At 67.5% G+C, this 22,979-nt stretch carries 20 protein-coding genes; 14 read left to right on the forward strand and 6 right to left on the reverse strand.

Annotation, left to right across the window (positions count from 1 at the left end):
- Positions 1 to 9 precede the first annotated feature (9 nt).
- Positions 10 to 810 carry a hypothetical protein gene (locus tag DAT35_RS09705; RefSeq protein ID WP_146209653.1) on the forward strand — a complete coding sequence of 267 codons (801 nt, stop codon included), beginning with the start codon at positions 10 to 12 and terminating at the stop codon, positions 808 to 810.
- A 267-nt stretch (positions 811 to 1,077) separates the two neighbouring features.
- Complete coding sequence (locus DAT35_RS09710) at positions 1,078 to 1,767, forward strand: transposase (protein ID WP_233261391.1); 690 nt, start codon at positions 1,078 to 1,080, stop codon at positions 1,765 to 1,767.
- A 111-nt stretch (positions 1,768 to 1,878) separates the two neighbouring features.
- Here the strand turns inward: DAT35_RS09710 and DAT35_RS09715 are convergent, their stop codons facing one another.
- The 3 genes from DAT35_RS09715 to DAT35_RS09725 form a co-directional block, all read right to left on the reverse strand.
- Positions 1,879 to 4,887 (reverse strand): hypothetical protein, encoded by a 3,009-nt coding sequence (locus DAT35_RS09715; RefSeq protein ID WP_108066659.1) that lies wholly within the window; start codon positions 4,885 to 4,887, stop codon positions 1,879 to 1,881.
- A gap of 327 nt (positions 4,888 to 5,214) precedes the next feature.
- Entirely contained in the window at positions 5,215 to 7,500 is a 2,286-nt protein-coding gene (locus DAT35_RS09720; protein WP_108066660.1) for a glutamine amidotransferase, read from the reverse strand.
- Positions 7,501 to 7,522: 22 nt separating this feature from the next.
- Positions 7,523 to 8,281 (reverse strand): DUF4159 domain-containing protein, encoded by a 759-nt coding sequence (locus DAT35_RS09725; RefSeq protein WP_108066661.1) that lies wholly within the window; start codon positions 8,279 to 8,281, stop codon positions 7,523 to 7,525.
- Positions 8,282 to 8,336: 55 nt separating this feature from the next.
- On the opposite strand from DAT35_RS09725, the gene DAT35_RS09730 reads away from it, so the two are divergent.
- The 5 genes from DAT35_RS09730 to amrB all read left to right on the forward strand — a co-directional run bounded on the left by DAT35_RS09730 (position 8,337) and on the right by amrB (position 12,714).
- Positions 8,337 to 8,597, forward strand: coding sequence for a molecular chaperone DnaJ (locus tag DAT35_RS09730; protein ID WP_108066662.1), 261 nt, complete (start codon positions 8,337 to 8,339; stop codon positions 8,595 to 8,597).
- 12 nt (positions 8,598 to 8,609) lie between these two features.
- Entirely contained in the window at positions 8,610 to 9,329 is a 720-nt protein-coding gene (locus DAT35_RS09735; protein WP_108066663.1) for a hypothetical protein, read from the forward strand.
- An 84-nt stretch (positions 9,330 to 9,413) separates the two neighbouring features.
- Entirely contained in the window at positions 9,414 to 10,274 is an 861-nt protein-coding gene (locus tag DAT35_RS09740; RefSeq protein WP_108066664.1) for a hypothetical protein, read from the forward strand.
- A 53-nt stretch (positions 10,275 to 10,327) separates the two neighbouring features.
- Positions 10,328 to 11,890 (forward strand): beta-ketoacyl synthase N-terminal-like domain-containing protein, encoded by a 1,563-nt coding sequence (locus tag DAT35_RS09745; protein WP_108066665.1) that lies wholly within the window; start codon positions 10,328 to 10,330, stop codon positions 11,888 to 11,890.
- Between the two features lie 29 nt (positions 11,891 to 11,919).
- Positions 11,920 to 12,714, forward strand: coding sequence for an AmmeMemoRadiSam system protein B (amrB, locus tag DAT35_RS09750; RefSeq protein WP_108066666.1), 795 nt, complete (start codon positions 11,920 to 11,922; stop codon positions 12,712 to 12,714).
- Here amrB and DAT35_RS09755 read toward each other — a convergent pair.
- The gene (locus DAT35_RS09755) at positions 12,711 to 13,490 is read right to left on the reverse strand and encodes a DUF6683 family protein (protein ID WP_108066667.1); all 780 of its coding nucleotides are present in this window, start codon (positions 13,488 to 13,490) and stop codon (positions 12,711 to 12,713) included. The two genes, amrB and DAT35_RS09755, sit on opposite strands and share 4 nt — an antisense overlap.
- Positions 13,491 to 13,741: 251 nt before the next feature.
- Positions 13,742 to 14,023 (reverse strand): hypothetical protein, encoded by a 282-nt coding sequence (locus tag DAT35_RS09760; protein ID WP_108066668.1) that lies wholly within the window; start codon positions 14,021 to 14,023, stop codon positions 13,742 to 13,744.
- Between the two features lie 274 nt (positions 14,024 to 14,297).
- On the opposite strand from DAT35_RS09760, the gene DAT35_RS09765 reads away from it, so the two are divergent.
- The 6 genes from DAT35_RS09765 (at position 14,298) to DAT35_RS09795 (ending at position 19,308) form a co-directional block, all read left to right on the forward strand.
- Positions 14,298 to 14,519: a hypothetical protein gene (locus DAT35_RS09765; RefSeq protein ID WP_108066669.1), complete on the forward strand. Its 222-nt coding sequence runs from the start codon at positions 14,298 to 14,300 to the stop codon at positions 14,517 to 14,519.
- A 110-nt stretch (positions 14,520 to 14,629) separates the two neighbouring features.
- A complete protein-coding gene (locus DAT35_RS09770; protein WP_108066670.1) occupies positions 14,630 to 15,493 on the forward strand; it encodes a nucleotidyltransferase in 864 nt (287 codons plus the stop codon).
- A 78-nt stretch (positions 15,494 to 15,571) separates the two neighbouring features.
- On the forward strand, positions 15,572 to 15,961 hold the full coding sequence (locus DAT35_RS09775; protein WP_108066671.1) for a YkgJ family cysteine cluster protein: 390 nt from the start codon (positions 15,572 to 15,574) through the stop codon (positions 15,959 to 15,961).
- Positions 15,962 to 16,030: 69 nt separating this feature from the next.
- Positions 16,031 to 17,434, forward strand: a complete 1,404-nt coding sequence (locus tag DAT35_RS09780; protein WP_233261392.1) for a sorbosone dehydrogenase family protein — start codon at positions 16,031 to 16,033, stop codon at positions 17,432 to 17,434.
- Between the two features lie 91 nt (positions 17,435 to 17,525).
- Positions 17,526 to 18,536: a hypothetical protein gene (locus DAT35_RS58065; RefSeq protein WP_146209654.1), complete on the forward strand. Its 1,011-nt coding sequence runs from the start codon at positions 17,526 to 17,528 to the stop codon at positions 18,534 to 18,536.
- A gap of 355 nt (positions 18,537 to 18,891) precedes the next feature.
- Complete coding sequence (locus tag DAT35_RS09795; RefSeq protein ID WP_108066675.1) at positions 18,892 to 19,308, forward strand: hypothetical protein; 417 nt, start codon at positions 18,892 to 18,894, stop codon at positions 19,306 to 19,308.
- A gap of 30 nt (positions 19,309 to 19,338) precedes the next feature.
- On the opposite strand, the gene DAT35_RS09800 is transcribed toward DAT35_RS09795, so the two are convergent.
- Complete coding sequence (locus DAT35_RS09800) at positions 19,339 to 20,430, reverse strand: RNA polymerase sigma factor RpoD/SigA (protein ID WP_108066676.1); 1,092 nt, start codon at positions 20,428 to 20,430, stop codon at positions 19,339 to 19,341.
- A 69-nt stretch (positions 20,431 to 20,499) separates the two neighbouring features.
- Here DAT35_RS09800 and DAT35_RS09805 point away from each other — a divergent pair, with 69 nt between their 5' ends.
- Positions 20,500 to 22,926 (forward strand): DEAD/DEAH box helicase, encoded by a 2,427-nt coding sequence (locus tag DAT35_RS09805; RefSeq protein WP_108066677.1) that lies wholly within the window; start codon positions 20,500 to 20,502, stop codon positions 22,924 to 22,926.
- Positions 22,927 to 22,979: the final 53 nt, after the last annotated feature.

The following is a 22,979-nucleotide window of genomic DNA, read 5'->3' on the forward strand; positions in this document are numbered from 1 at the left end:
AGAGCTCATATGACAACCCATGCTATCGGGGCCACCGAACAAGTGCTCGACTGGCTCAAAGCGCTCTCATTACCATCACTCCAGTGGGCAAAGGAGCTGTTTCCTATTCTCGGGCTACCGGAAGGCATGAGCCAGCATTCGGAGTTCATGGCATCGGTTCATGACCAGGCCCAGGCTGATTACGACGCGCTGTTATTAGAGACCGCCCGCGCAGCTGACAAGGAGGGCCGCAACCGCTTGATCACCGAAGCGGTGGTCACGAAAGCATTGCAGCGCATTGAAAACCAGTTGGGGAGGGATACCGCTGCCTCATTCGAACGCTGGGCCCGGTGTCACCTGGTCTCTCGCGCGACCAAGAACGCCCTCACGTTCTGGGGAATGGTCCTGCGGCATGCGACTCCAGAACCTCCTCCCTTCGCTTCGGTACCGCCCCCACCAGCGCTTGTACCCTTATTGCCGGAGATTGCCCGCCAGGTCGACGGGGGGCGCGTGGATTGGCTGGATGCTGAACTGCGGCGTCTGGCGCCCCCAGTCTCCCAAGAAGAGCGCAAACTGGGCCTTGACATGAACTCAGATGCGCTAGTCCTGGAGCAAATTGCTCTCAACGAATTGACGATCAAAGCTCTGCGAGAGATCGCCCTGCACCTCGCGCCTGGTGAGCGCGCCGCAGTTGCAGGTTGGGCTCATGCCCAGGCTGAAGCGCTGAACCTGCCGGGGAAGGTGCTGTGCGGGGAGACCTACTTGCGCGCCGAGCCACCTTGTGCGGATTGGCCTTCAGCGTTGCCGCCCTATCCAAGTGGCCGCCATTAGAGATCCTTGGAGATGACGAACCGGATAGGCCTCGTGCTGATGTTCCTGCCCGGAGTGTTGGGAGCGCAGGAGGTGGCTGGGTTCGGCGTCGACCCGGAGGTGAGTCGAATGGCAAACAGGGTCGACAAAACCTCCTCCTGCTCTTTCCCGGCTCCTTGAAGGCCGCTGCTTGAGCGTCACTAAAAAGTGCGAAACTCGAACTAAGCTGCGCGGTAACAGCCGAAGGACGTCCGCTTCGAGCGCAAGTGGGAGATTGCACTCCATCTGGTGGACGACGCGCTCGAGTGGGGCGTGCGGCCGTATGTGGCACTAGCCGACGCAGGCTACGGTGACTGCCGGGAGTTTCGCGAGGAGCTCACCCGGCGTGGGCTGCCCTACGTGGTGGGAGTGCAGAGCACTCACAAGGTGTGGCCGCCGGGGGTTGTCCCTCATCGGATTGAGACCCCCCAGGCAAGAGAGGTCGCCCCAGCACCCGTTACGTGGCCGAAGGGGGCGTGGAGCCCTGGAGCATTGAGGAACTGGCTGTTGAGCTACCCGAGGAGCAATGGCACCAGGAGAGCTGGGCTAAGGGGAGTCGAGGCCGGCAGTCATCCCGCGCCGCCGCCGCCCGCGTGCGCACAGCGGAGAGGCGTGTTCATTACCAGCCTCCCGGTGAGGAGGAATGGCTGCTGTGCGAGTGGCCCAAGGGAGAGAAGGCTCCAACGAAGTATTGGCTCTCTTCTCTATCGGCGAACACTCCCAAACGGACCCTGGTGCGCCAGCAAAACTGCGCTAGCGGGTGGAGCGCGACTACCAGGAAATGAAGCAGGAGGTGGAGCTCGACCATTTCGAGGGCCACACCTGGCGCGGCTTCCACCACCACGCCACCCTCTGTGCTGTCGCCCACGGCTTCCTCGCGCTCCGTCGAGCGCGTTTCCCCCTGCGCAGAATGCAGTGGACGTTGCCTCAGGTGCGTAGGCGTCTTGCAGCACCTGCTGCTGTGTCGCATCGGCTATTGCCCCCTCCGAATGCGCCCCATCTCCGCTCGCGCCCCCCCGCTCGACCTACCCCGCCTCTGACCTCGTAGTATTAGTGGATTGTTCGCCGCCGGACCGCAAACTCGGCATCAGTGATCAGCTGTCTGGCGACCTCCTCCGGCATGCCCTCATAGATCCTGAGCAACCGCAGATCCTCTCGTGTTCCCCTGTATTTGAGCGCCATGGCTACAATCTGCAGCGCCGTGAGCGACCGCCGCGCATCCAGCCAAGCCACGAGCGTACCCAAAACTTCACTCCATAGGACGTCAGTTTTCAGGAAATTATCAATCCAGGACGGGCGCTGCTCGGCGGCCATCTTGTCGAGTTCGTCAGCAGGGCGCGCAGCATCCCACAGATACGCCGTGAAGGGCGGCTGCAACCGGCCGTCCAGGAGTTCCCGGCGAGTGGCAAACCAGCCTTGGTTGTTGCACGCATCCCAAAGTGTATGGAGGTCAAGAGCAGACTGGGCGCGGCGCCATTCGTCGCTCGCACTGGACACAAAGTGGGAAAACGAGTCCGTTCCCTCCAGGCTCCGTTGGATGCTCGCCAGTTCCTGAACTACAAACAACACCGCCGTCGGATGGTCTATACTGTGCAGCATGTAGGTGATCGGCCATCTCAGCTCGTCCTGCCTTCCTCGCTGAACAAAGTAGTCGAGCGCGGCGACAGGCGGCCACCTGCGGAACGCCCAACGAAGGTGGTCAGCAGCCAGATCGTCGCGAGGCGAAGGCAGATCTTCCTTTTCTTCATCCGAAAGCGCCGCCCAGGCGTCACAGACCGGCCCCAGGAAGCGCGCCGGATCATCTTCGCAACACTGCCCGAACGCCCAAAGATAGTCGGCGAGGTGGCCACCTCGCTCGGCGTCGGCGTTCCAGCAGACTTCAACGGCATAAGCCAAGCTGGGATCACCGATATGCCCGGCCAACCGCAGAGCTCCGATCCTCGCTGGAGCGTCCAAATCCTCGCGCCGCAGGAATTCGGCTAGCACGGTGCCCAGCTTCGCCCCAAAGCGGAGCTTTGCATGCTCGATCTGGATGTCGCGCCAAGGTGCGCTTGTCCCAGGTTCGAGCTCGATGCAAAGCTCAATACCGCCGGACAGATCGCCGTTGCGCAGCCGCGCGAGGTAGCCGTTCAAGGTTCGCTCTCGGAGCTTCCGGACAAGCTCAGGAACCCTGCGCGAGTCCGTTTCGGCCAGCGCAGCCAAAGCTTCCTGCCGCAAGTGACGATTGGCCAGTTCATGTATGGACGGACTTTCGAGCCATCGATCAAGCGCCTGAACGACCGCACGGTGATGAGGCAGCGAGGGTTCTCCAAACAGCCGAAGCGCGTGGAAAAGTGCGAGTGGATTCGCCTCCGCAACACTTTCCAGGAAGCTGGGCTTCGTCTGCCTGCTTGCGAGGACCGCGCCCATTACTTCCGCGAAATAGGGTTCAGCGACCACATCCTGCTGCAGGAGATTCTGGGATTCGAGGTCGGCCACCGCATCGGTAAGAAGCCAGTCGCGCACCCGATCATGCCGGAACGAGAGCCGTTGAGCGGCGGATGGGCCCGTCAAACGGAGCAGGGTCCCCTCATGCGCAAGGCGGCCTAGCAAGTGTAGGCGGTCGCCCTGTACCCCCGCCCAGCCCTTGACCTGCCGCCAGACAAGTTCGATTTCGCGCCGCGCGAGCATCTCTCCCGCGAGCGCGCGTAGCGCGTCGAGGTAGTCGGCCGCAGGATAATCCCTCTCCGCGGCGGCAGTGCGAGCCAGGGCAGCGTCGACGAACTGACCGATCACCCGCTCTGGCTCGGGCGTTGCGCCGAAGTCGTGGAGCGCAATGAGGAGTGGATCATGTCCCAGCGCGCGTGAGATCGACTCGGCACTCAATGCACTCAGTTCTCGGCCGGCGAGCCGCGCCCGTGCGAGGACGGCTTCGCGCCCCTCGCGCGCAGAGAAGCCGCCGCCAAATACGAGCAGTGGCTCGATGCGCTTTCGGGTCTGAGCCTCCAGGGAGGCTAGGACCTCCGGCCAAAGGGGGCACACGAGGCGCAAATGGGACGCCGATCCGTCCTGGCCCTTCGCCGCCGCCTGTGATTGGCTCCACCCCGCAATTTTCTCCACCAAGGCCTGCGTCTGACCCGACCGATTGATGTCCTCGACGACCACGAGCAGCGGCCGCTCGGGGGACCAGAGGGACGAGGTCGCCTCCTCCACTGTGACCCGAAAAGGGTGGAGTTGGCGCAACGCCATCGTAACTGCCTGGTCGAGCGTCAAGGCTGAGGCGACGACGTCGTGCGGAACGACAATCCCAAAACCGCCGGCTTCCACATGGGCGGCAAGCTTCCGGTGGCAAGCCACCGACTTGCCCAGCCCAGAGCCCGCCACCAGGAAGCTCACGTTCCGGCGGAGAGCATGCTCAAGCGTAGTATCGAGAGCGCGTGGGATCCAGGCTTTGGCGTTGTCCGGAGGGCGATGAACCTCCAAGCTTTTCCTCGAAAGCTCATGAAGCAATTCGGGCGAGAGCAGCTCTTGCTCGATCTGCAAAAAGGACCGGCGGAGCCATTGGCCCGCTGGTCGGTGATCGAGGAAGTGCGCCAGCCTTGAGCGAGACCAGAGATCGATTTCTATGCCGCGCGCACGCGCGGCCGCCTCGACGGTTCGTATGAGCGCTTCGCCGGGTTCTTCATTGGTCGTCAGAACTAGCGTGGCACGAAGGTCCGGCGTCCGCTTCCGCTCCTCCGCGAGGATGGTAGCTGTCTTGACAACGTCTCCGGGCGGTGCATTCGGTCGCGGGCCTTTGCGAGGCGTCACCGTCGCGGGGTCGTGGAGCCACTTCTTTTCCAAATCCTTGCACGCGGTGATCGTATGATGGACTGCGATGAGGTGCGGGGGCGCGGAGCCAGGGATGAAGCAGATTCCGTCCAGCGGCGCTTTGACGGTCCTGCCTGCGGCGTTGACGCCCGGGTGTGCGAGCGACGCGTAAAGCGGACTGGCTTCCCGCAGGATCGCCGTTGCAAGACGCTCAAACAGCCCCTCGTCGGTGATGGATGCTAGAGCCTGTACTGTTGTCCCGACGCCCATTGAGCCCTTCTAGCCCAGCTAAGGCTTCATCGAGTGGCCTACCGACACCTGCGGCGTTGCACCATGTCCGGCGCTTGCTCACCGTGCCGGCGTATACCCGGCAGGTGAGGGGAAGACCCAGACGCCCAGAGTCCGCATGAATTACGGCTCCCCCTGACCACCGCTAGCTCGCCGACTGCTCGAGAGCACCTGCGCTGCATGAGCGGCTTGTTGGGCGTCCGCCAAGCGCGCGATGCACAGCCTCGGGGCTGGGATGAAGCGGGAATCGAAGCCGAGTCCTTCTAATACCCTCCCCTGCCCCTCTCCCGAGGGAAGAGGTGTGGTGCTTCACACGTACCCGAAGCGGCGGCGCAGGAACCACTCGGCGCCCAGCAGCCCCACCAGCGCCACCAGGTAGTACCAACGGTCCCACAGCGGCCTGTCCTTCGCCCGGCCCACCTCCACCACCGGTGGATCCAACAGCGGCACGTCATCCGGCAACCCACTCATCGGCAGCCGGAACGCCTTGCCTCCCGTGTACTTCGCGATCTGCTCCATCAGCTCCGGCCGCACCGATGCGTCCGACAGCTCCGGGCCTACCGCTCGCACCGCCACCGCATCCTCGCCCTTCCCCAGGTCCGTCTCGCCCTTCTTCGCCGTGGCCACCAGCTTGTACGGGCCCGGTGCCGGCGGCGCGAACTCCAGCCGCACCACTCCGTCCGGCCCCGTCTGCCCTGTCTGCACCGCCACCGGCTTCTGCGTGTCCACCGACACCAGTTCCACCCGCACCTGCGCGTCCTGCGCCGGCTGGTAGTCCGACGTCCTCGAGGACACCACCACTCCCACCGGCTTGCCCGGTTCCACCGACGGCGGGTCCGCTGTCACGTTCAGCGTCGTCAGGTCCGGGTCTCGCACCAGCCAGCGCAGCGCGTTGCCCCAGAACCGGTCATACGTGCGGCTCGGCGAGCCCTCCTTGTGTGCCGTGAAGGCCCAGTACCAGGTCGCGTCCGTGGCCACCACCATCGACCGGCCCCGCCCGTAGTCCCACACCGCCACCAGCGGCGCGTTCTTCCCGTCCGTCGTCATGAACGGGTGATCCATCAGCACCGTCGCTCCCGGCTTCGCCCTCGTCAGGTTCGCCCCCGGAATCGCCGGCAGCTCCGCCCACGCCGCCTCCGTGCTCGCCCCTCCCGACGCCATCGCCGTCACCGGGTGACGCATGCCCTCGGGCGTCAGGCGCGCCTTGAAGGGCTCCGGATTCGCCGGGCCCGCTCCCTCCACCGGCAGCGACTCGTACAGCGTGGGCATGTTCGCGCGGCCCTCGCCCAGCACGCTGTCTCCGCCAATCATCACCAGCGCCCCACCGTTGTGCACGTAGCGCTCCAGGTTGCGCTCGTACTGGGCGATGGACAGCGACTGGTCCGTGTAACCGAAGTTCTGGAAGATGACGACGTCGAAGGTGTCCAGCTTCGTGTCGAAGATCTCCTCCATCGGGAAGGGAATCAGCGACAGCTCGCGCTCCTGGCTCACCACCCCCGGATCATCCGACATCGTCCGCAGGATGTAGAAGGACACCAGGTCCACGTTCGCGTCCTGGCGCAACAGTCCGCGCAGGAAGCGCTCGTCCCACGAGGGCCGGCCCACCACCAGCAGCACGCGCACTCGGTCTCGAATCACCTTCAGCACGAAGGAGCGGGTGTTGTTGTCCCCCACCGCCTCGTCCGGATAGACGGGCATGCTCACCGTGTAGACGAAGCGCCCCGTCTGGTCCGGCGTGAAGGTGAAGCCCACCGGTTTCACGTCGTCCGAGGACTCGAAGCGCACCGACTTGCTCGCCACCACCTTCCCTTCCTGCTTGAGCACCACCGGCACGTCCTGTCCGGAGAAGCCCCGCCCGTGCACCTCCACCTCCACGGTGATGGAGTTGCGCACGAAGGCGAAGTCATCCACCTTCACCCGCTCGACGGCCAGGTCCTTCAGCGCCTCCTTGCCCACGAGGAAGGTGGACACCGGCACGTTCAGATCCGCCAGCGCCGCGCGAGCCCGGCCCACCGCTCCACCCGCCAACTCCACGTTGTCCGCGCCGTCGCTCACCAGGAGGACGCCGCCCAGCTTCTTCGCGCCTTGCGCTCCCGCAGCCGCCGAGCGCAGCGCCGACAGCAGGTCCGACGTGCCCGCGCGCGCCGGTTCCTTCGCGAGCGCCTCGGCCGAGGTGGGCGCCAGCTCCGGGTCGAAGCCGTACACCTCCACCGTGTACCGGTCCTGCAAGCCCGCCAGCCCCGACGCGGCCTTCTCCAGGAAGGCGGCCGCCTGCGCCGAGCGCGTCATGCCTCCCGGCTCCACCGGAAAGTTCATGGAAGCCGAGCGGTCCACCAGCACCGCCAGCCGGTTCTTCATCCGCGCCACCTGGAGGTTGCGGATGCCGGGCTCCAGCAGGAAGAAGAGCGCCGCCAGGCCCGCGCCCGCGCGCAGCGCCCACAGGGACCAGCGCCGCAGCCGCGCCGGCTCGCGCCGCACGCCCCACGCCGCCAGCCCCACTCCGAACGCCACGCCCACGCCCATCAGCACCAGCGCCCACATGGGCAGCGGCGAGAGGCTGACGAGCTTCCAGGCATTGAAGGGAGTGGTGTCCATGAAGTGAGCCAGGGGCCTTACGTCAGCGACGCTTGTTGAGGATGAGCGGCAGGTGGACGGCGTCGTCCTTGTAGTCCAAGCAGAGGGCGTACATGCACAGGTTCACGCCCAGCCGCACGGCCAGCTCGCGCTGGGGCTCGCCCCCCGGGGAGACGTCGAACTCGTAGTCCCCCGCCTCGCTGCGGCTCCAAGCACCCGCCAGGTCGTTCTGCGAGTACATCACCGCCGCGCGCTTGCCGAGGTTGGCCGACAGCATCTGTGGCTTGTTGAGCAGCCGGCCCGGCGCCGAGTCCAGCAGGAAGAAGCTCTTGAAGACGACGTGGCTGGAGGGCACCGGGGTGAGCGGGCTCTGCGGCAGCACGCGCGCCAGCTCGCGGCGGAAGCTGGCGTCGAAGCCGCTCCCGTCACTTCCATCGTTGGCGTCTGCCAGGAGGAAGCCCCCGAAGGTGAGGTAGCGCCGCAGGTTCTCCACCTCCGCGTCGCTGAAGGGCGGAAAGCCCCCCTCCCCTCCCAGGTACAGGAAGGGGTACTCGAAGAGGTCCGGGCTGGAGAGGGAGAAGGGGCGGGCATCCGGCACCACGTCCACCGAGGTGCGCCGCTGCAGCTCCCAGGCAATCCGTCTGAGTCCCGACAGTCGGGCGTCCCAGCGGCCGCCATGGCGGGCTACGGCGGGGATGAAGCGGCTCTTCTCTCCGAAGGCGGACGCGCGTCCAGCGAGCAGCGGGACGAGCGCCGCGCTCCCGAGCAAGAGGTGTCGACGGCTGAGGGGGCGCGCGGGCATGGGGGTTCTATATACCGTCGACGCGCCCTTGCATTCCCCGCTATAGAGGGGCCCCATGGCGAAAGGCGGACAGACGCCGAAGGATCCTGCCTCCCCCCGGATGCAGGCGGCATGGAAGCTCAAGGAGTCGGGGGACGTGGTGGCCGCGCGGCTCGCGGCCGAGCGCCTCCTGGCGGACAGTCCCAGTCCGGAGGACAGGGTCCAGGCCGAGGAGTTGTTGCGCCGAAGCACCACCCCTGTTGCTCTCTATGGTTTCGCGGCCCTGGCCGCCTTCATCCTCGTGTTGCTCGTGGTGCTCGCCGCCACGCGCTACTAGGGGGGCTCCGTCATGGACGCGTACCTCGAGGCCCTCAAGGCCTACCAGACCTTCAACCCCGCCGGCTGGGTGGCCATCTACCGGTTGATGCCCATGTGGGCCGGCATCGTGAGCTGCGTGGTAGGGCTCGCGCTGCTGCTCTTCGGCGGTGGCCGGCTCTTCCGCCTGCTCGCCGGACCCATGGGCGCGCTCATCGGCCTGGGCTGGACGGGCGTGCTGCTCGCGAAGTTCGGCATCACCGGCATGGACCCGCGCCTGTCCTCCGTCGTCGCCGTGGTGCTCACCGTGCTGGGCTTCATCTTCCCGCCGGCCATCGTCTACCTGGGCGTGGGCATCCCCGTGGGTCTGCTCGGCGGGGAGATCGCCGGGCCCAACGACTACCTCGTTGGCTTCGGGCCGGGCCTCATCCTCGGCGGCGTGGTGGCCGCGGTGCTGCACCGGCACGTGGCCTCCATCCTCGCCTCCATCCTGGGGGGATGGCTGCTCGTCATCGGCGCCATGGCGGCCCTGCACCAGTTCGGCGGGCTCGTCACCGCCATGGCCAGCCAGCCCTGGGGCCTCATCATCGCCGCGGGCCTCTTCGCGATCGCCGGCAGCGTCTATCAGATCGCCGTGCGCCCCTCGCCCGAGGAGGCCGAGCGCCAGCACGCCGAGCGTCAGCGGTTGAAGACGCGCATGGCCGAGCAGAAGGCCCTGGAGAAGCGCTGGACGGCTTCCCGAGGCGGCAAGTAGGCGACCTCGCTCGACCTTTACCTCCACCGGGGCCACGCGTAGATTCCGCGCCCCCCCTACCCCCCTTGGGGACGAGCGACACCGATGGGCCAGGCCAGACACAAGGAGAAGAACCTCGAGTCCCGGGAGCCCCCCAGCCCCGAGACGCACGGCGCTCCCTCCGAGGACGCCGAGGCCGGTGCCCCGGTCGCCTGGAAGAAGCCCGAGGGACTGTCGCGCCGGGGGTGGGTGGTGCTCGCCGCCGTCATCCTCTGCATCCAGTTCCCGCTCATCCACTACGCCCTCTTCCGGGGTGAGGCTGACACCACCACGAGCGTGCCCTACAGCCAGGACTTCTCGGACCCGGGCGTGGTGAAGCGCGACTTCTTCTCCACCGGTGGCCACTGGCGCGTGGTGAACGGGCAGCTGCTGTCTCCCGGCGTGAAGAACAACCCCCTGTGGCTCCAGGCGAAGCTGCCGCGCGACGTGGCCGTCGAGTTCGACGTGCGCTCCGAGTCCCAGGAGGGCGACATCAAGGTGGAGCTCTTCGGCGACGGCACGGATCACGCCTCCGGGTACGTCTTCATTCACGGCGGGTGGAACAACTCGCTGTCCATCATCGCGCGGCTGGACGAGCACGGCACCCCGCTGGACGCGCTGCAGCGGCAGGCGCGGCGCGTGGCCGAGCAGAACGGCGGCAAGGGCGCGGGCCTGGTGGAGACGGGCGTCTTCCGCAAGGACACGCACATGCGCGTGGAGGCGCGGCCCTATCCGGTGGAGATCGGCCGCACCTATCACTGGCGTATCGAGCGCAGGGGCTCGCTGCTACGCTGGTCCATCGACGGCAAGCCCTTCATGGAGTTCGATGACCCGCTCCCACTCGAGGGAAAGGGTCATGACCGCTTCGGGTTCTCCAGCTGGGAGTCCCAGCTGTTCTTCGACAACCTGAAGATCGAGCCGCTCTAGGCGGCGGCGGCCGAGCGAGCACCGTCGGCCCATCAGCAATCAGGGGTATCAACGTGCGCAGAGTCGGAATCTTCGGGTGGGGAGTGGTCGCGCCCAAGTCCCGGAACATCGAGGCCTTCGAGAAGAACCTCGCATCGGCGGAGAGCTGGCTCTCCCCGTTCGAGGGCTTTGGTCCCAACAACTTCCTCGTCGGCAATCCAGAGTTCGACTTCGCGGAGTACAAGCCGTGGGTCGACGCGCGCTTCCCCGCCACGCGCTTCCCCCAGCTCGAGAAGAAGATGGGGATGCCCACGAAGATGGCGATCGGCGCCTTCATCCAGGCGCTGGGGCAGAACCCGGGCCTGGAGCAGGAGATGCAGGCGCTGGGGCCTCGCGCCCACGTGTACGTGGGCACCGGCCTGGGAGACCTGCCGACCATCCACGACATCACCCTGGGCCTGCACCGCGCCCAGCGGCGGTGGGACCGGTTCTGGGCGGCTCCCGAGCGCAACAGCGCCCTGCGCCGCTGGCTGGAGACGCGCGAGCCGCTGCCCGGCCTGCCCCCCGAGCCCTCCACCGTGCCCGAGGCCGAGCTGGACGTGGCCGAGGAGGCGTGGTGGCACTACTGGGCCGGCCAGTCCCCCGAGCTGCGCGAGTACCTCGCCGAGCAGAAGGAGATTGAGGGCCTGGGCGTCGAGGGCGCCAACGTGGAGGCCGCCAAGCTCGCCGTCATCAAGGAGAAGCGCACGCGCAACCAGCGCCTGCAGAAGAAGTGGGGCGCGCCCGAGCCGCCCTGGAACGCGGTGCCGGCCGAGATTCTCTGGAACATCCACAACACCCCCGCCTCGCAGATCTCCATGATGGGGAAGCTCACCGGCATGACGTTCGCTCCGGTGGCGGCGTGCTCCTCGTTCGGCTACGGGCTGAAGCTGGCGATCGACGCCATCCGCCGGGGCGATGCGAAGGCAGTGGTGATGGGGATGACGGATCCGCCCCCGCACCCGCTCGTGGTGGGTGGCTTCTACAACGCGCGCGTGGTGAGCGCGGACGGCGCCGTGTCCAAGCCGCTGACCGCGCTGCGCGGCACGCACGTGGCCGGTGGCTCGGTGGTGTGGATTCTCGGGGACCTGGAGCACTTCACCGCCAAGGGCTTCAAGCCGCTGGGCATGGAGCCGCTCACCGTGGGTGTCACCGCGGACGCGGACCACATCATCACGCCCTCGAAGGAGGGCCCCACCGTGGCCATCCACGAGGCCCTGCGCAGCTCGGGCGTGGCGCCGTCGGAGATTGGAAGCTGGGACCTGCACGCCACCGCCACCCCGGGCGACTACCTGGAGATGGAGACGCTGCGCGCGGTGCTGCCCGAGACGGTGCTGGTGACGGCGCGCAAGGGCACCTTCGGCCACGGCATGAGCGCCGGTGGCGGCTGGGAGCTGACGGCCCAGTACCTCGGCTATGCGCGCGGCCAGGTGTTCCCCACCCCGCTGACCGAGACGGAGCTCAACAAGGAGATCGGCCGCGTGCACCCCCGCTACGTCTTCGACAAGGCGGTGGCCGCGCCGCAGGGCTGCGCCGGCAAGCTCTCCATGGGCGTGGGCGGAATCAACGCCTGCGTCATCTCGCGCCCCTGGCGCTGAGCGCGCGGCGGCCCTAACCGTATAGGGCCATGGCTCGCGTTCGCGCTCCCGCAGTGGCGGGTTCCTTCTATCCCGCCACCGCCCCCCTCCTCGCCCAGCAGGTGGACCGTTGGCTGGAGCAGGCCCCCGCCTGTCCGAGCCCACTCCCCGTGGCGCTCATCGTCCCCCATGCCGGCTACAGCTACTCGGGCCCGGTGGCCGCGCGGGGCCATGCCTGCCTGCGTGGGTTGAGAGGGCGGGTGCGGCATGTCCTGCTGCTCGGACCCTGCCACTTCGTCCTGCTCAACGGGCTGGCCCACCCGGACGCGGATGCCCTGCGCACGCCGCTGGGGGATGTGCTCGTGGATGGGACCCTGCGCGAGCGGGCCGAGGCCACGCGCTACGTCGCCGCCTCCTCCATGGCCCACCGCAAGGAGCACTCGCTCGAGGTGCAGCTCCCCTTCCTCCAGCGCGTCCTGGGGGACTTCGACGTGCTCCCGCTCGTGGTGGGCACCGCTCCGCCCGAGGAGGTGGCCGAGGTGCTCGACGCGCTCTGGACGGAGGACGTGCTGCCCATCATCAGCTCCGACCTGTCGCACTACCTGCCCTACGACACCGCCCGGAAGGTGGACCGCGAGACGGCCGAGCGGATCCTCCGGCTCCAGGGTCCGCTCGAGGACGACTTCGCGTGTGGCGCCGCGGCCATCAACGGGCTGCTGCTCGTGGCGCGGCGCCGGGGCCTGCGCGCGGAGTTGCTCGACCTGCGCAGCTCGGGGGATACGGCGGGAGACAAGCAGGAGGTGGTGGGCTATGGCGCGTTCGCGTTCTACCCACCCTCCGATTAATCGACTCGCACCGCGTTGCCGTCGACGCGCACCTTGTCGGGGGTGATGCCCATCAGCTGCTCCAACAGCTCCGCCGCCAGCTCGCGCGCCAGCTTCAGCTGCTCCGGGCGCCCCTTATCGCGCCCCTCGTTGTAGAGCCCACGGATGATGGAGCCGGAGAGCACCGCCGACTCGTACAGCTCCTGCTTCTCGCGGTCAGACAGGCGCCGCTCCTTCAGCCCCATGGCGATGCTGGCGTTGATCTGCTCCAGCAGGTTCGCCTGCTGCCCGGCGCTCAGCTCCTGGCCGTTCTTGAGCGCGGCGTAGGAGGACATGAAGAGGAAGTTGAAGGCCCCGGCGAGGTTGTTCTTCAGCCGCTGCTCATCGTTGCGATCCAGCAGCTGCTCGTAGCTCTTCAGCAGCCCCAGCAGGGCCTCCTCGAGCTCCTGGCGGTGGTCCGCGTCGAGCTCCGTCACGCTCGCCGCGAGCCGCTTGGGCATGACGGGGTTGCCCACCGTGCGGAACGACGACACCGAGAGCGGCAGCAGCATCGGCGAGACGGTGGGAGACTCCGCGGAGGAGCTCGAGGGCTGCGGGTACGCCCCGGTCGTCCGCACCGCCACGGGCTCGCTCGCCCTCCACTGCTTCTGGATGGAGAGCTTGAAGTCGTCATGGAGGAACAGACTGCTGTTGTACCGCCTGTATGGGCTGACAGGCTGTGCAGCCGCTGGCCTGGCCGCGCCAAGCAGGGTGCACACCGCCAGCAAGGCGAGTATCGCCCTGGTATCGAGGTTCATGAGCCCCCTCCGTACTACCTGGAATGTGGAGTTCTCCGGTAGCCAGCCTCTGACTCCTGCCAGCAAGCCCGGTAGACGGGCGGAACATCAGCGGAAAGAACGCGATCGGGCAAGCAAACGGCGAAACTGCTCGCCACGCTCCGAGCTCCGGGCGCAGGGTCCTGGCGCGAGGGCAGGCCCCCTCCACTACCCGGGTGTCCAGTGGTCGTCCGGCGGCGGGCCGTCACGGCGCAGTGCGTGACGCAGGCAGCTCAGCGCCCTGGGGGCGGCTGCGGCCGGGAGGCGAGGTCCCGGAGAGGCTCCTCCGGGAGTGGCTCCGCGTTGAGCAGGCCTGCCAGGACGTGCAGCTTCTCGTGCACCGACTCGTTGGTGAACTCGTGCAGGTCCATCAACGCCTGGGCGTAGTCCGTGAGCGCGCTCAGCCACTCGCGCAGACTCTCCTGGCTCGTCGGTCTGGCACGCGCTTCCTCGATTCGGGCAAAGGCCTCGTGCAGCCTGTCGGCGGCGTCATCTACGTGCTTGGGGAGTGCCATGGTCGATACCCTCTCGACTTCACCATGGGCCTCCCCCATCACCCCGTGCCAGGGCGGTCCCGTCGCCGGAGGGCCCGGCGGACATGCCGGGAGGCGCTCCCTCCCGCGCTGTGGAAGACCTGGCGTCCAGGCCTCCCGTCAGAGCCGGGTCGATGGGCGGGCATCCAAGCCCGAGGCTTTCCGTCATGGCATGCAGCGGCGCCCGGGCGGACAAATCCTGAACCTCCGTGACGCAGGCCAGCATGGCCGCGACGAACAGAGAGGCGGTCGACCCATGCGAGGACGTGAGCGCGTGTGCAAGAAGCACATCAAGCAGGCGGGCTGGAGCATCGTGAACGAGAACCAGAGGGAGCGGGGCTACCACCTGGAGCTCCATGGCCCTCGAGGGGAGCAGATGAAGGTCGATGCCCCCTCCAGGGCCCGCGCCTATCACCGCGCGGATCGCCAGGTGAACGGCTCGGAGCCAGGCATGGCGCTCTGGGCGGGCCCCACCTGATTCCCTCCCACTCGCCCGGGAAGCAGCCGGCCGGGCTGGAGCACCGTCCGCCCATCTGCTCCCGGCATCCTCCGGTCCTAACCTACCTGCCAGGACCTTGAGAGCGTGCCATGACCGTTCCAGACACCGACAAATCGCCTGCGGGACAGGACAGCAGCCAGGAACCTTCCGAGCAGGCCCGGAAGCCGAGCAAGGCACCACCTCCGATGCAGGCGGACCAGCGCCCCCCCATCGAGCGGGGCGCGCACCTGCTCGCGCTGAGCACGCTCAAGAACGCGGAAATTCCCTTCGTGGTCGCGGGCGCCTACGCGCTCCACCTCTACACGGGCATCTACCGGGACACCAAGGACCTGGACATCTTCCTCAAGCGCGAGCACGTGGAGCGCGCGATGGAGACCCTGGGGAGCATGGGCTTCCAGACGCGGATGCATGACCCGGTGTGGATCGCCAAGGCCTACGCCAACGACGAGTACTTCGCCGACCTCATCTTCAGCTCGGGCAATGGCGTGGCGGTGGTGGACGACCATTGGATTGACGAGGCCCATCCGGGCGTCATCCACGGGCTGCCCATCCTGGTGGCACCACCCGAGGACATCATCTGGTCCAAGGCCTTCGTCTGCGAGCGCGAGCGCTTCGACGGCACGGACATCAGCCACCTCATCCTCGCCCGCGGCAAGCAGATGGACTGGAAGCACCTGATGATGCGGTTCGACCCGTACTGGGAGGTGCTCCTGGCCCACCTGACGTTCTACCGCTTCAGCTACCCGGGCCAGCGCGACCACGTGCCGCGCTGGGTCTGGGACGAGCTGCTCGAGCGCGCCCGCGACCAGCACAACGAGCCGGAGAAGAAGAAGCTCTGCCGGGGAATGTTGATCGCCAAGGGGCAGTACAACGTGGATGTCGAGCACTGGGGTTACAGCGACGCGCGCCTGGAGGAAGTCCCCACGTACCGGGACTACTACAAGAAGGACTGAGACGCGCGGCGCGGCCCTTGCCCGGCAGGCCGTCCACCACTAGCAAGGGGGCTCCTCGCTCCCCGGAAGCCGCGCCCCATGCCTCTCTCCACGCTCTGCCTTCGCTGTGGCCTGTGCTGCGACGGCACCCTCTTCACGCACGTCCCGCTCCGGCCCTCCGAGGTTGGCCCCTTGAAGGCCCTCGGGCTGCCCGTGAGGGAGCGCGAGGACGGCACGCCCATCCTCCCTCAGCGCTGCGCGGCGCTGGAGGGGCGGAGGTGCACCGCCTACGCGGAGCGTCCCGAGGGCTGCCGCCGCTACCACTGCAACCTCTTCGCCGCGCTCTCGGAGGGCGAGGTGTCCCTCCAGGAGGCGCTCGCGGTGGTGGACGGGGCGCACGCCCTGCTCGCCGCCTCGGCCGGCATGGAGCGGGGACCCGAGGTGGAGAGCTACCTCGACCGCCACTTCCGGGGCCGGCACCAGCGCTAAACGGCCCAATAGCCCGTCCGCTTCGTGGCGTGGGCAACGGAGCGGCGTGGGGAGACATGGAGCCCTGGAATGTGCCTCGTTAGCCTGAACCGCATGCGCCACTGGCTCCTCCCCATCGCTGTGTTGCTGTGGTTGTCCGCCGCCGCGTGTAGCCATTCCTCGAGAGCACCCACCGATGGAGGAACAGGCTCCGACCCGAGCACGGAGCCCGGAGACGCGGGGCAGACAGATGCTGGCACGCCGCCACCGGGAGCCAGCGTGCAAGTGCCGGTGAGCGTCCCCGAGGGTCTGCGAGACGCCCCGTTCGACTCGCCGCGCACCCTCACCGTTCCGCCCGGCTTCGCCATCTCCGTCTTCGCGCGGGTGCCAGAGGCGCGCTTCCTGACGGTCGCGCCCAACGGGGACGTGCTGGTGTCACAGCCGGACCAGGGCACGGTGAAGTTGGTGCGGCCGCGGACGGGACAGCCGCCCGAGGTGTTCGACTGGGCCACGGGCCTGAGCCGCCCGCACGACATCGTCTTCCACACCCGCGAGGACACCACTTGGGTGTACGTCTCCGAGACGGATCGGGTGACACGCTCGCCCTGGCAGGCGGGAGAGACGCAGCGCCACGACGCCGCGGTGCTCGTGAGTGGCCTGCCGGACGCGAGCCTGCCCGAGCTGCAGGGCAAATACGGACACGAATTGAAGAACATCGCCGTCGACTCGACGGGGAGGCTCTACGTCTCCATCGCGTCCACGTGCAACGCGTGTCTGTCCGACACGCAGAGCACTCCCGTGCGCGCGAGCATCTACCGCTACGGGCCGGAGGGCGGCACGGGGCAACTCTTCGCACGAGGCCTGCGCAACGCCGAGGGACTGGCCTTCGTGCCCGGCACCGACACGCTCTGGGTGACGGTGAACGCGCGAGACAACATCCCCTACCCGTACGATGACGGCACCGGGAAGTACGGGAAGGTGATTCCCGAGTACGTGGACAACCACCCGCCCGAGGGCCTCACCCGGGTGCGCGAGGGCGGCAACTACGGTTGGCCCTTCTGCAATCCCAACCCGGATACACCGAGCGGTCTGGAGCAGATGCCCTTTGATCGGGATTACGACTTCAACCGCGACGGGAGCGTGGACTGCGGCGGGATGGACCGCTTCGACCAGGGCATCCAGGCGCACTCGGCACCGTTGGGAATGCTCTTCCTCAACGGCACGGCCTTCCCCGAGCCCTACACTCCAGGAGTCGTGGTGGCCTACCACGGCTCATGGAACCGCACACAGCGCACCGGCTACAAGGTGACGTACTTCCCCTGGGATGCGGCGGCGGGCCAGCCGACTCGGGAGATAGACCTCGTGTCGGGTTGGGTGTCGGCGGATGGCAAGAGCGTGTGGGGCCGCCCCGTGGACGTGGCCGTCACCGCCGACGGCGCGCTGCTCATCAGCGACGACTACGCCGGAGCGCTGTACCTGCTGCGCAAGCAGTGAGTATCCTCCGGGCTTCCGTTCCACAGCGATGAATAGCCCATATAAAGCTCTCCTCAAGCCGCTCTCCGTGCATGTCGTCAATCCCCGAGGCATGAAGAGGCCCATCCAGACGTTCCCCTCGGTTCTTGGCGCGGCACGAGGCCTGCGAGCGTTTCAGCTCAATCTAGCGGGCCATCTCCAAGGTCTTGCTTGCGGACCCATCGAGGAGCACAGCTCTCTGCATGAGGTCATCGACGCAAGGGACGACAGACAGATCTCCGAGATTCTCCATCGAGTGGTACACGAGGAGATTCCACGAGTATATGGAAAGTATCTCGATGAACTCAGGGCCTTCGATGTCGTCCTGAATCGCGAGACACGCACGCTCGTTATCTCCACTGAGATGAAGCCACATGGAGCCGAAAGCGTATCGTGGAGCTTCGAGCTGCGTTTTCCTCCGGCTAGGGTACGCCCAGTCCAAAAGAACCGCCCCAAGCCCACTCCTGGCCCTGAGGTGCTGAATGACCCCAGGACCGCGGAGCTCAGCCGCATTGCCCATTACTTTTACCCATTCGGATTTCCCCTGGACGAGGATGACGACCAGGAACCTGAGCCGGCCTATCAGCGAACGCCAGAGTTTCTGCGATGGCAGGACGCTTGGGAGAAGGCCATGGCATGGAAGGAGTGGAAGACATTCATCAGGGAAACACGCGCAGATTTCACCGGCCAGGACTTCCGGGACGCCACGGCGCCATACCACTCGGCATGCCGCTGCTGCTGCGTGTATCTGAAGCGTCCTCTTCCGGAGGGTGGACAACTCATCACGCGGGTAGCTGGGGCGGTGAGCATCCTCGCACCGCTGTATCTCGTCTACGTCACCACGGAAACGCTACGGCCCGACAAGACCTGGACCCGCCCACAACTCACCTTCGCACCCTCCGACGAGGCAAAGCCCTACGCGGAAAAACTGGCGCAGCAGATCGAAAAGGAATTCGGCTACCGCCCGTTCCCCCTGGAGCTGGCCGACGTGCCTTTGCCGAATCTACGTATCGGCGACAAAGAGCACCCCACTCTTCTCGAAGCGCTCCTCGCTACTCCTGACCACCTGGCGAACCTGCCCTGAGATCCTGGTTCGCTCGCCACCCTCGAGCGGGGGACTCGTGACCAGCCGGTCCGCCACCCCGTGCGGCTCGGCGTGGGCCCTCGCCTCCGCCGGGAGCCGGGTCCTGGCCGGGTCCAGCCGGGCCTCGATCCGCAGTACCGGCGCGGTCTTGGCGGCGATCCCCACCTGCCCCGGACCCGGCCCGGGCAGGCCCTTCCACCCCCACCCTCAGGAAGGTAGCCCCCAGTGGCCGGCAAGGAACTTTTGCGGTCATGCATTCCGTTGTAGCAATCGCTAGACTTGAAAGGTAGTATCCCGCCGTCTTCGGGTATCACCTTTAGAGTCACCGCGCCTGCACAGCCCTCGGGGGAGTCCCATGGATCGTGAGCAGTTCCTGACGTGGTCGGAGAGTGTTCTGGAGCCCTGTGCCGTTCCCGGCGCTCGCCCGGGCGGCGCCACGCCCTATCGCACCGTCCGCATCGCCCCATGGCAGTACCTCGGAGTCGACGCGCTCAACAACGGCACCCTCCGCGTCTACCTCTACTCCACCCACGCCACCTTCAAGACGCGCTGGATGCGGCTGCGCAACACCTTGGAGGTCAAGGAGCAGCCCTCCCACCTCAACCCGCTGCCACCCGACTCGCGCTCCCGCCTCTTCATGCGCGACAACGGCGAGGCCCAGCGCGGCTTCTTCGGTTTCGAGTGGCGCCCCATCTCGGAAGACCTGTCGCCCGAGCGCGCCCCGTTGAGCCAGTACGTCGAGTGGTTGCTCCACGTCTGCCGCAAGGGGTGAGCTCCTCGCCCCACCCCTCGCGGGCGCCTCTCAGCCCTTGGGCACCGCCACCATGTCGAAGTCCGGGATGTGCTCGCGCATGTACTCGCGCATCCGGTTGATGAGCGCGGCCTCGATCTGCCTCGCCCGCTCCCGGCTCACCCCGTACTTGTCGCCAATGTCCTGCAACGTCAGCGGTTCATCCGCGATCAGCCGACTCTCGAAGATGTAGCGCTCCTTGCCCTCCAGCGTCTTGGCGAACTCCTGGAGCTTCTCCCGGAAGAGGGCCTTCAACTGCTCGTTGCCCAGCCGCTCCTCCGCCCCCACCGCCGACGACGGCAGGAACCGGTCCATCCGCGTCGCCGACGAGTCGTCTCCCCCCACCGGCGCGTCCAGCGACATCTCGTCGTGCCCCAGCCGCTGGTCCATCTCCACCACGTCCTGCTCGGTGACGTTGAGGCGCTCGGCCAGCATCTTCGGCGTCACCTCGAAGCCCTGCGCCACCAACTTGTCCTGCTCCTGGCGCAGCTTGAAGAAGAGCTTCCGCTGGGCCTCCGTCGTCCCCAGCTTCACCATCTTCCAGTTGTCCATGATGTAACGGAGGATGTAGGCGCGGATCCACCACGCGGCGTATGAGCTGAGTTTCACTCCCCGCTCGGGGTCGTACTTCTTGACCGCCTGCATCAACCCGATGTTGCCCTCCTGCACCAGGTCCAGCAGGGACAGCGGGTTGCGGTGGTACTCGTGGGCCAGCTTCACCACCAGCCGCAGGTTGGCCGCCACCAGGCGGTAGGCCGCCTGCACGTCCCCCGTGTCCCGGTAATGCCTGGCCAGCGCCGTCTCCTCCTCCCGGGTGAGCAGGGGGTGGCGCTGCACCTCGTTCATGTACGCCTGGAGGGGGTCGGTCCGGGCCAGGCCCGTCTCCCCCGCCCGCACCAGGGCCGCCGCGGGCCGCCGGGGCTCCTCCTCCACCTCGGCCTCCACCTCCTCCAGTTCCTCGGGGGCGGGCTCGAGCGCCTCCGGCTCCGGCTCGGCGGACTCGGCCTCCACCACCTCCGCATCCTCGGGGGGCGGGGCCGCGGAGGGCCGCTTCGCCCGGGCCTTGGAGGCCGTGCCACCCGTCTTCTTCCTCCCATTCGCCATGGGGAGTTCCTTATGCAAAGTAAGCCGATTGTTGCCAGAGAGTAATGCAGGGGTTATGCCCCTGACTTGATGAGCGACATCCAATCCCCGGAGCAGCCGGGAACCACTGCCGAAGCCCCGTCCCGCCCCGCCGAGTACGTCGCGGACGTCAGCTTCGATGATCTGAACCTCTCCGAGCCCCTGCGGCGTGGCATCGCGGAGCGAGGCTACACCCACCCGACCCCTGTCCAGGCGAAGGCCTTCCGGCCCGTCATGGAGGGAAGAGACCTCATCGTGCGCAGCAAGACCGGCACGGGCAAGACGGCCGCCTTCGGCCTGCCCCTGCTGGAGAAGATTCCCGCCGAGGACAAGGGCGTGCGCGCGCTCATCCTCTGCCCCACCCGCGAGCTGGCGCTCCAGGTGTCCGAGGAGCTCAGCGCCCTGGGCAAGCACAAGGGCGTCAAGGTGGCGGCCATCTACGGCGGCGCGTCCATGAAGCAGCAGGAGGACGCGCTCGAGGAGGGCACCCAAATCATCGTGGGCACGCCCGGCCGGGTGTTCGACCACATCAACCGCGGCAACCTCAAGCTCGACGGCTGCACGCACGCGGTGCTGGACGAGGCGGACGAGATGCTCAACCAGGGCTTCTACGAGGAGGTGACGCGCATCCTCGATCGGTTGCCCAAGGACCGGCAGGTGCTGCTCTTCAGCGCCACGGTGCCCACCGACATCCAGAACCTCATCGCCCGCTACACCACCAACGCGGAGACGCTGCTGCTCTCCGGTGACGTCTTCACCGTCGAGCACATCCACCACATCCGCTACGACGTGTCGGACGCCTTCCCCAAGCCGCGCAACCTCATCTACGTGCTGGAGGCGGAGGAGCCCTCCAACGCCATCATCTTCTGCAACACGCGGGATGACACGGCGCTGGTGACGGCGGTGCTCAACCGCAACGGCTTCGACGCGGAGCTGCTCAACGGGGACCTGCCGCAGAAGGAGCGCGAGCGGGTGATGGCCAAGGTGAAGCGGGGCGAGGTGGCCTTCATGGTGGCCACGGACATCGCCGCGCGCGGCATCGACATCTCCGGGCTCGAGTACGTCATCAACTACTCGCTGCCCGAGGACCCGGCCGTGTACCTGCACCGGGTGGGCCGCACCGGCCGCATCGGCAACAAGGGCACCGCCATCAACCTCTTCTCCGGCCGCGAGCTGGCCACGTACACCACGCTGGAGAAGAAGTTCGGCATCAAGTTCGAGAAGCGCGAGATGCCCGCCCCCGAGGAGGCCATGCGCCTGTGGGCCGAGCGGCACGTGCGGGAAATCCGCGAGGCCGCCTCCGGCGCCGTCTTCGAGGGCTTCCTCCCCCTGGCCTCGCAGCTCAAGGGCCGTGCGGACGCGGATGATCTCATCGCCTTCCTGCTGAAGTACTTCTTCAGCCACCTGCGGATGGAGAAGGCCAAGGCCGCCGAGGAGACCGAGCGTCCCGAGCGCGAGGCGCAGGGCAAGCCCGAGGGCCGCCGCAAGGACCGGGAGCGCGATCGGGAGCGTCCCCGGGAGAGGGAGCGGGACCGGGAGAGGCCGCGCCGCGAGGAGCGCCGGGAGGGCCGAGCGGAGCCGTCCGGCGAGCCGCGTGAGCGCCGCGAGCGGGGTGACCGGGGCGACAGGCGCCGCAGCGAGCGGGGGGAGAGACCCTCGATGGAGGCCGCCCCCGGCGAGGTGAAGCTGTGGGTCAACCTGGGCACCGAGGATGGCCTGGGCCCCGGCAGCATCGTCACCGCCCTGGAGGAGGTGGGTGCCCCCGCCAACAAGGTGGTGCGCGCCGACCTCAAGCCCGGCTTCGCCTATGTCTTCATCGCCCAGGAGGACCTGGCTGCCTTCGAGGCCCTCAGCGGCAAGCAGTACAAGGACAAGGCGCTGAAGGTGGAGAAGAGCCGGCCGCGCGGCGAGCGCGATCCGAACCGGCCGCCGCCCTCGCCCGACGCCGGCCCCGGCGAGGTGAAGCTGAAGTTCAACGTGGGCACGGATGACGGCCTGGACGAGGCGAAGTTCATCGCCGCCCTGGAGGCCGCTGGCGCCCCCGCGGGCAAGGTGAACAAGGCGCTGCTCCGCCCCCACTATGGCTACGCCTATGTGCCCGAGTCGGAGTCCGCCGCCTTCGAGGCGCTCGACGGCAAGCCGCACGGCGAGAAGACGCTGAAGGTGGACAAGCACAAGCCCCGCGGCCTGCGCGAGCGTCCGCCGCGCCACGAGCGCCCGGAACCCACCCCCGAGGTGCCCGGACAGGCGCGCCTGTGGGTGGGCGTGGGCCGCTCCGAGGTCGCCGACGAGGCCGCCCTCACCGGCGCCCTGGAGTCGCTCGGTGCCCCGGCGGGCAAGGTGCAGCGCGTGGAGCTCAAGCCTACCTACGCGTACGTCTTCGTCGCCGATGAGGACGTGGCCGCCTTCGAGGCCCTCAACGGCAAGCAGCACGGGGAGAAGACGCTCAAGCTGGAGCGGGCCCGGCGCAGCAGGTAGCAGACCGGCGCGGGGGGCGGGCTCTCGTACCCGCCCCGCCCCGAGCAGCCCCG

It is taken from the genome of Vitiosangium sp. GDMCC 1.1324 (assembly GCF_003044305.1).
In the GTDB taxonomy this organism is placed as follows: Bacteria; Myxococcota; Myxococcia; order Myxococcales; family Myxococcaceae; genus Archangium.

Bases quoted from the DNA above. Each gene is read 5' to 3' on its own strand.
- DAT35_RS09705 (WP_146209653.1), top strand. From the start codon at position 10: ATGACAACCCATGCTATCGGGGCCACCGAACAAGTGCTCGACTGGCTC.
- DAT35_RS09715 (WP_108066659.1), bottom strand. From the start codon at position 4,887: ATGGGCGTCGGGACAACAGTACAGGCTCTAGCATCCATCACCGACGAG.
- DAT35_RS09720 (WP_108066660.1), bottom strand. From the start codon at position 7,500: ATGGACACCACTCCCTTCAATGCCTGGAAGCTCGTCAGCCTCTCGCCG.
- DAT35_RS09725 (WP_108066661.1), bottom strand. From the start codon at position 8,281: ATGCCCGCGCGCCCCCTCAGCCGTCGACACCTCTTGCTCGGGAGCGCG.
- DAT35_RS09730 (WP_108066662.1), top strand. From the start codon at position 8,337: ATGGCGAAAGGCGGACAGACGCCGAAGGATCCTGCCTCCCCCCGGATG.
- DAT35_RS09735 (WP_108066663.1), top strand. From the start codon at position 8,610: ATGGACGCGTACCTCGAGGCCCTCAAGGCCTACCAGACCTTCAACCCC.
- DAT35_RS09740 (WP_108066664.1), top strand. From the start codon at position 9,414: ATGGGCCAGGCCAGACACAAGGAGAAGAACCTCGAGTCCCGGGAGCCC.
- amrB (WP_108066666.1), top strand. From the start codon at position 11,920: ATGGCTCGCGTTCGCGCTCCCGCAGTGGCGGGTTCCTTCTATCCCGCC.
- DAT35_RS09755 (WP_108066667.1), bottom strand. From the start codon at position 13,490: ATGAACCTCGATACCAGGGCGATACTCGCCTTGCTGGCGGTGTGCACC.
- DAT35_RS09760 (WP_108066668.1), bottom strand. From the start codon at position 14,023: ATGGCACTCCCCAAGCACGTAGATGACGCCGCCGACAGGCTGCACGAG.
- DAT35_RS09765 (WP_108066669.1), top strand. From the start codon at position 14,298: ATGCGAGGACGTGAGCGCGTGTGCAAGAAGCACATCAAGCAGGCGGGC.
- DAT35_RS09770 (WP_108066670.1), top strand. From the start codon at position 14,630: ATGACCGTTCCAGACACCGACAAATCGCCTGCGGGACAGGACAGCAGC.
- DAT35_RS09775 (WP_108066671.1), top strand. From the start codon at position 15,572: ATGCCTCTCTCCACGCTCTGCCTTCGCTGTGGCCTGTGCTGCGACGGC.
- DAT35_RS09780 (WP_233261392.1), top strand. From the start codon at position 16,031: ATGTGCCTCGTTAGCCTGAACCGCATGCGCCACTGGCTCCTCCCCATC.
- DAT35_RS58065 (WP_146209654.1), top strand. From the start codon at position 17,526: ATGAAGAGGCCCATCCAGACGTTCCCCTCGGTTCTTGGCGCGGCACGA.
- DAT35_RS09795 (WP_108066675.1), top strand. From the start codon at position 18,892: ATGGATCGTGAGCAGTTCCTGACGTGGTCGGAGAGTGTTCTGGAGCCC.
- DAT35_RS09800 (WP_108066676.1), bottom strand. From the start codon at position 20,430: ATGGCGAATGGGAGGAAGAAGACGGGTGGCACGGCCTCCAAGGCCCGG.
- DAT35_RS09805 (WP_108066677.1), top strand. From the start codon at position 20,500: ATGAGCGACATCCAATCCCCGGAGCAGCCGGGAACCACTGCCGAAGCC.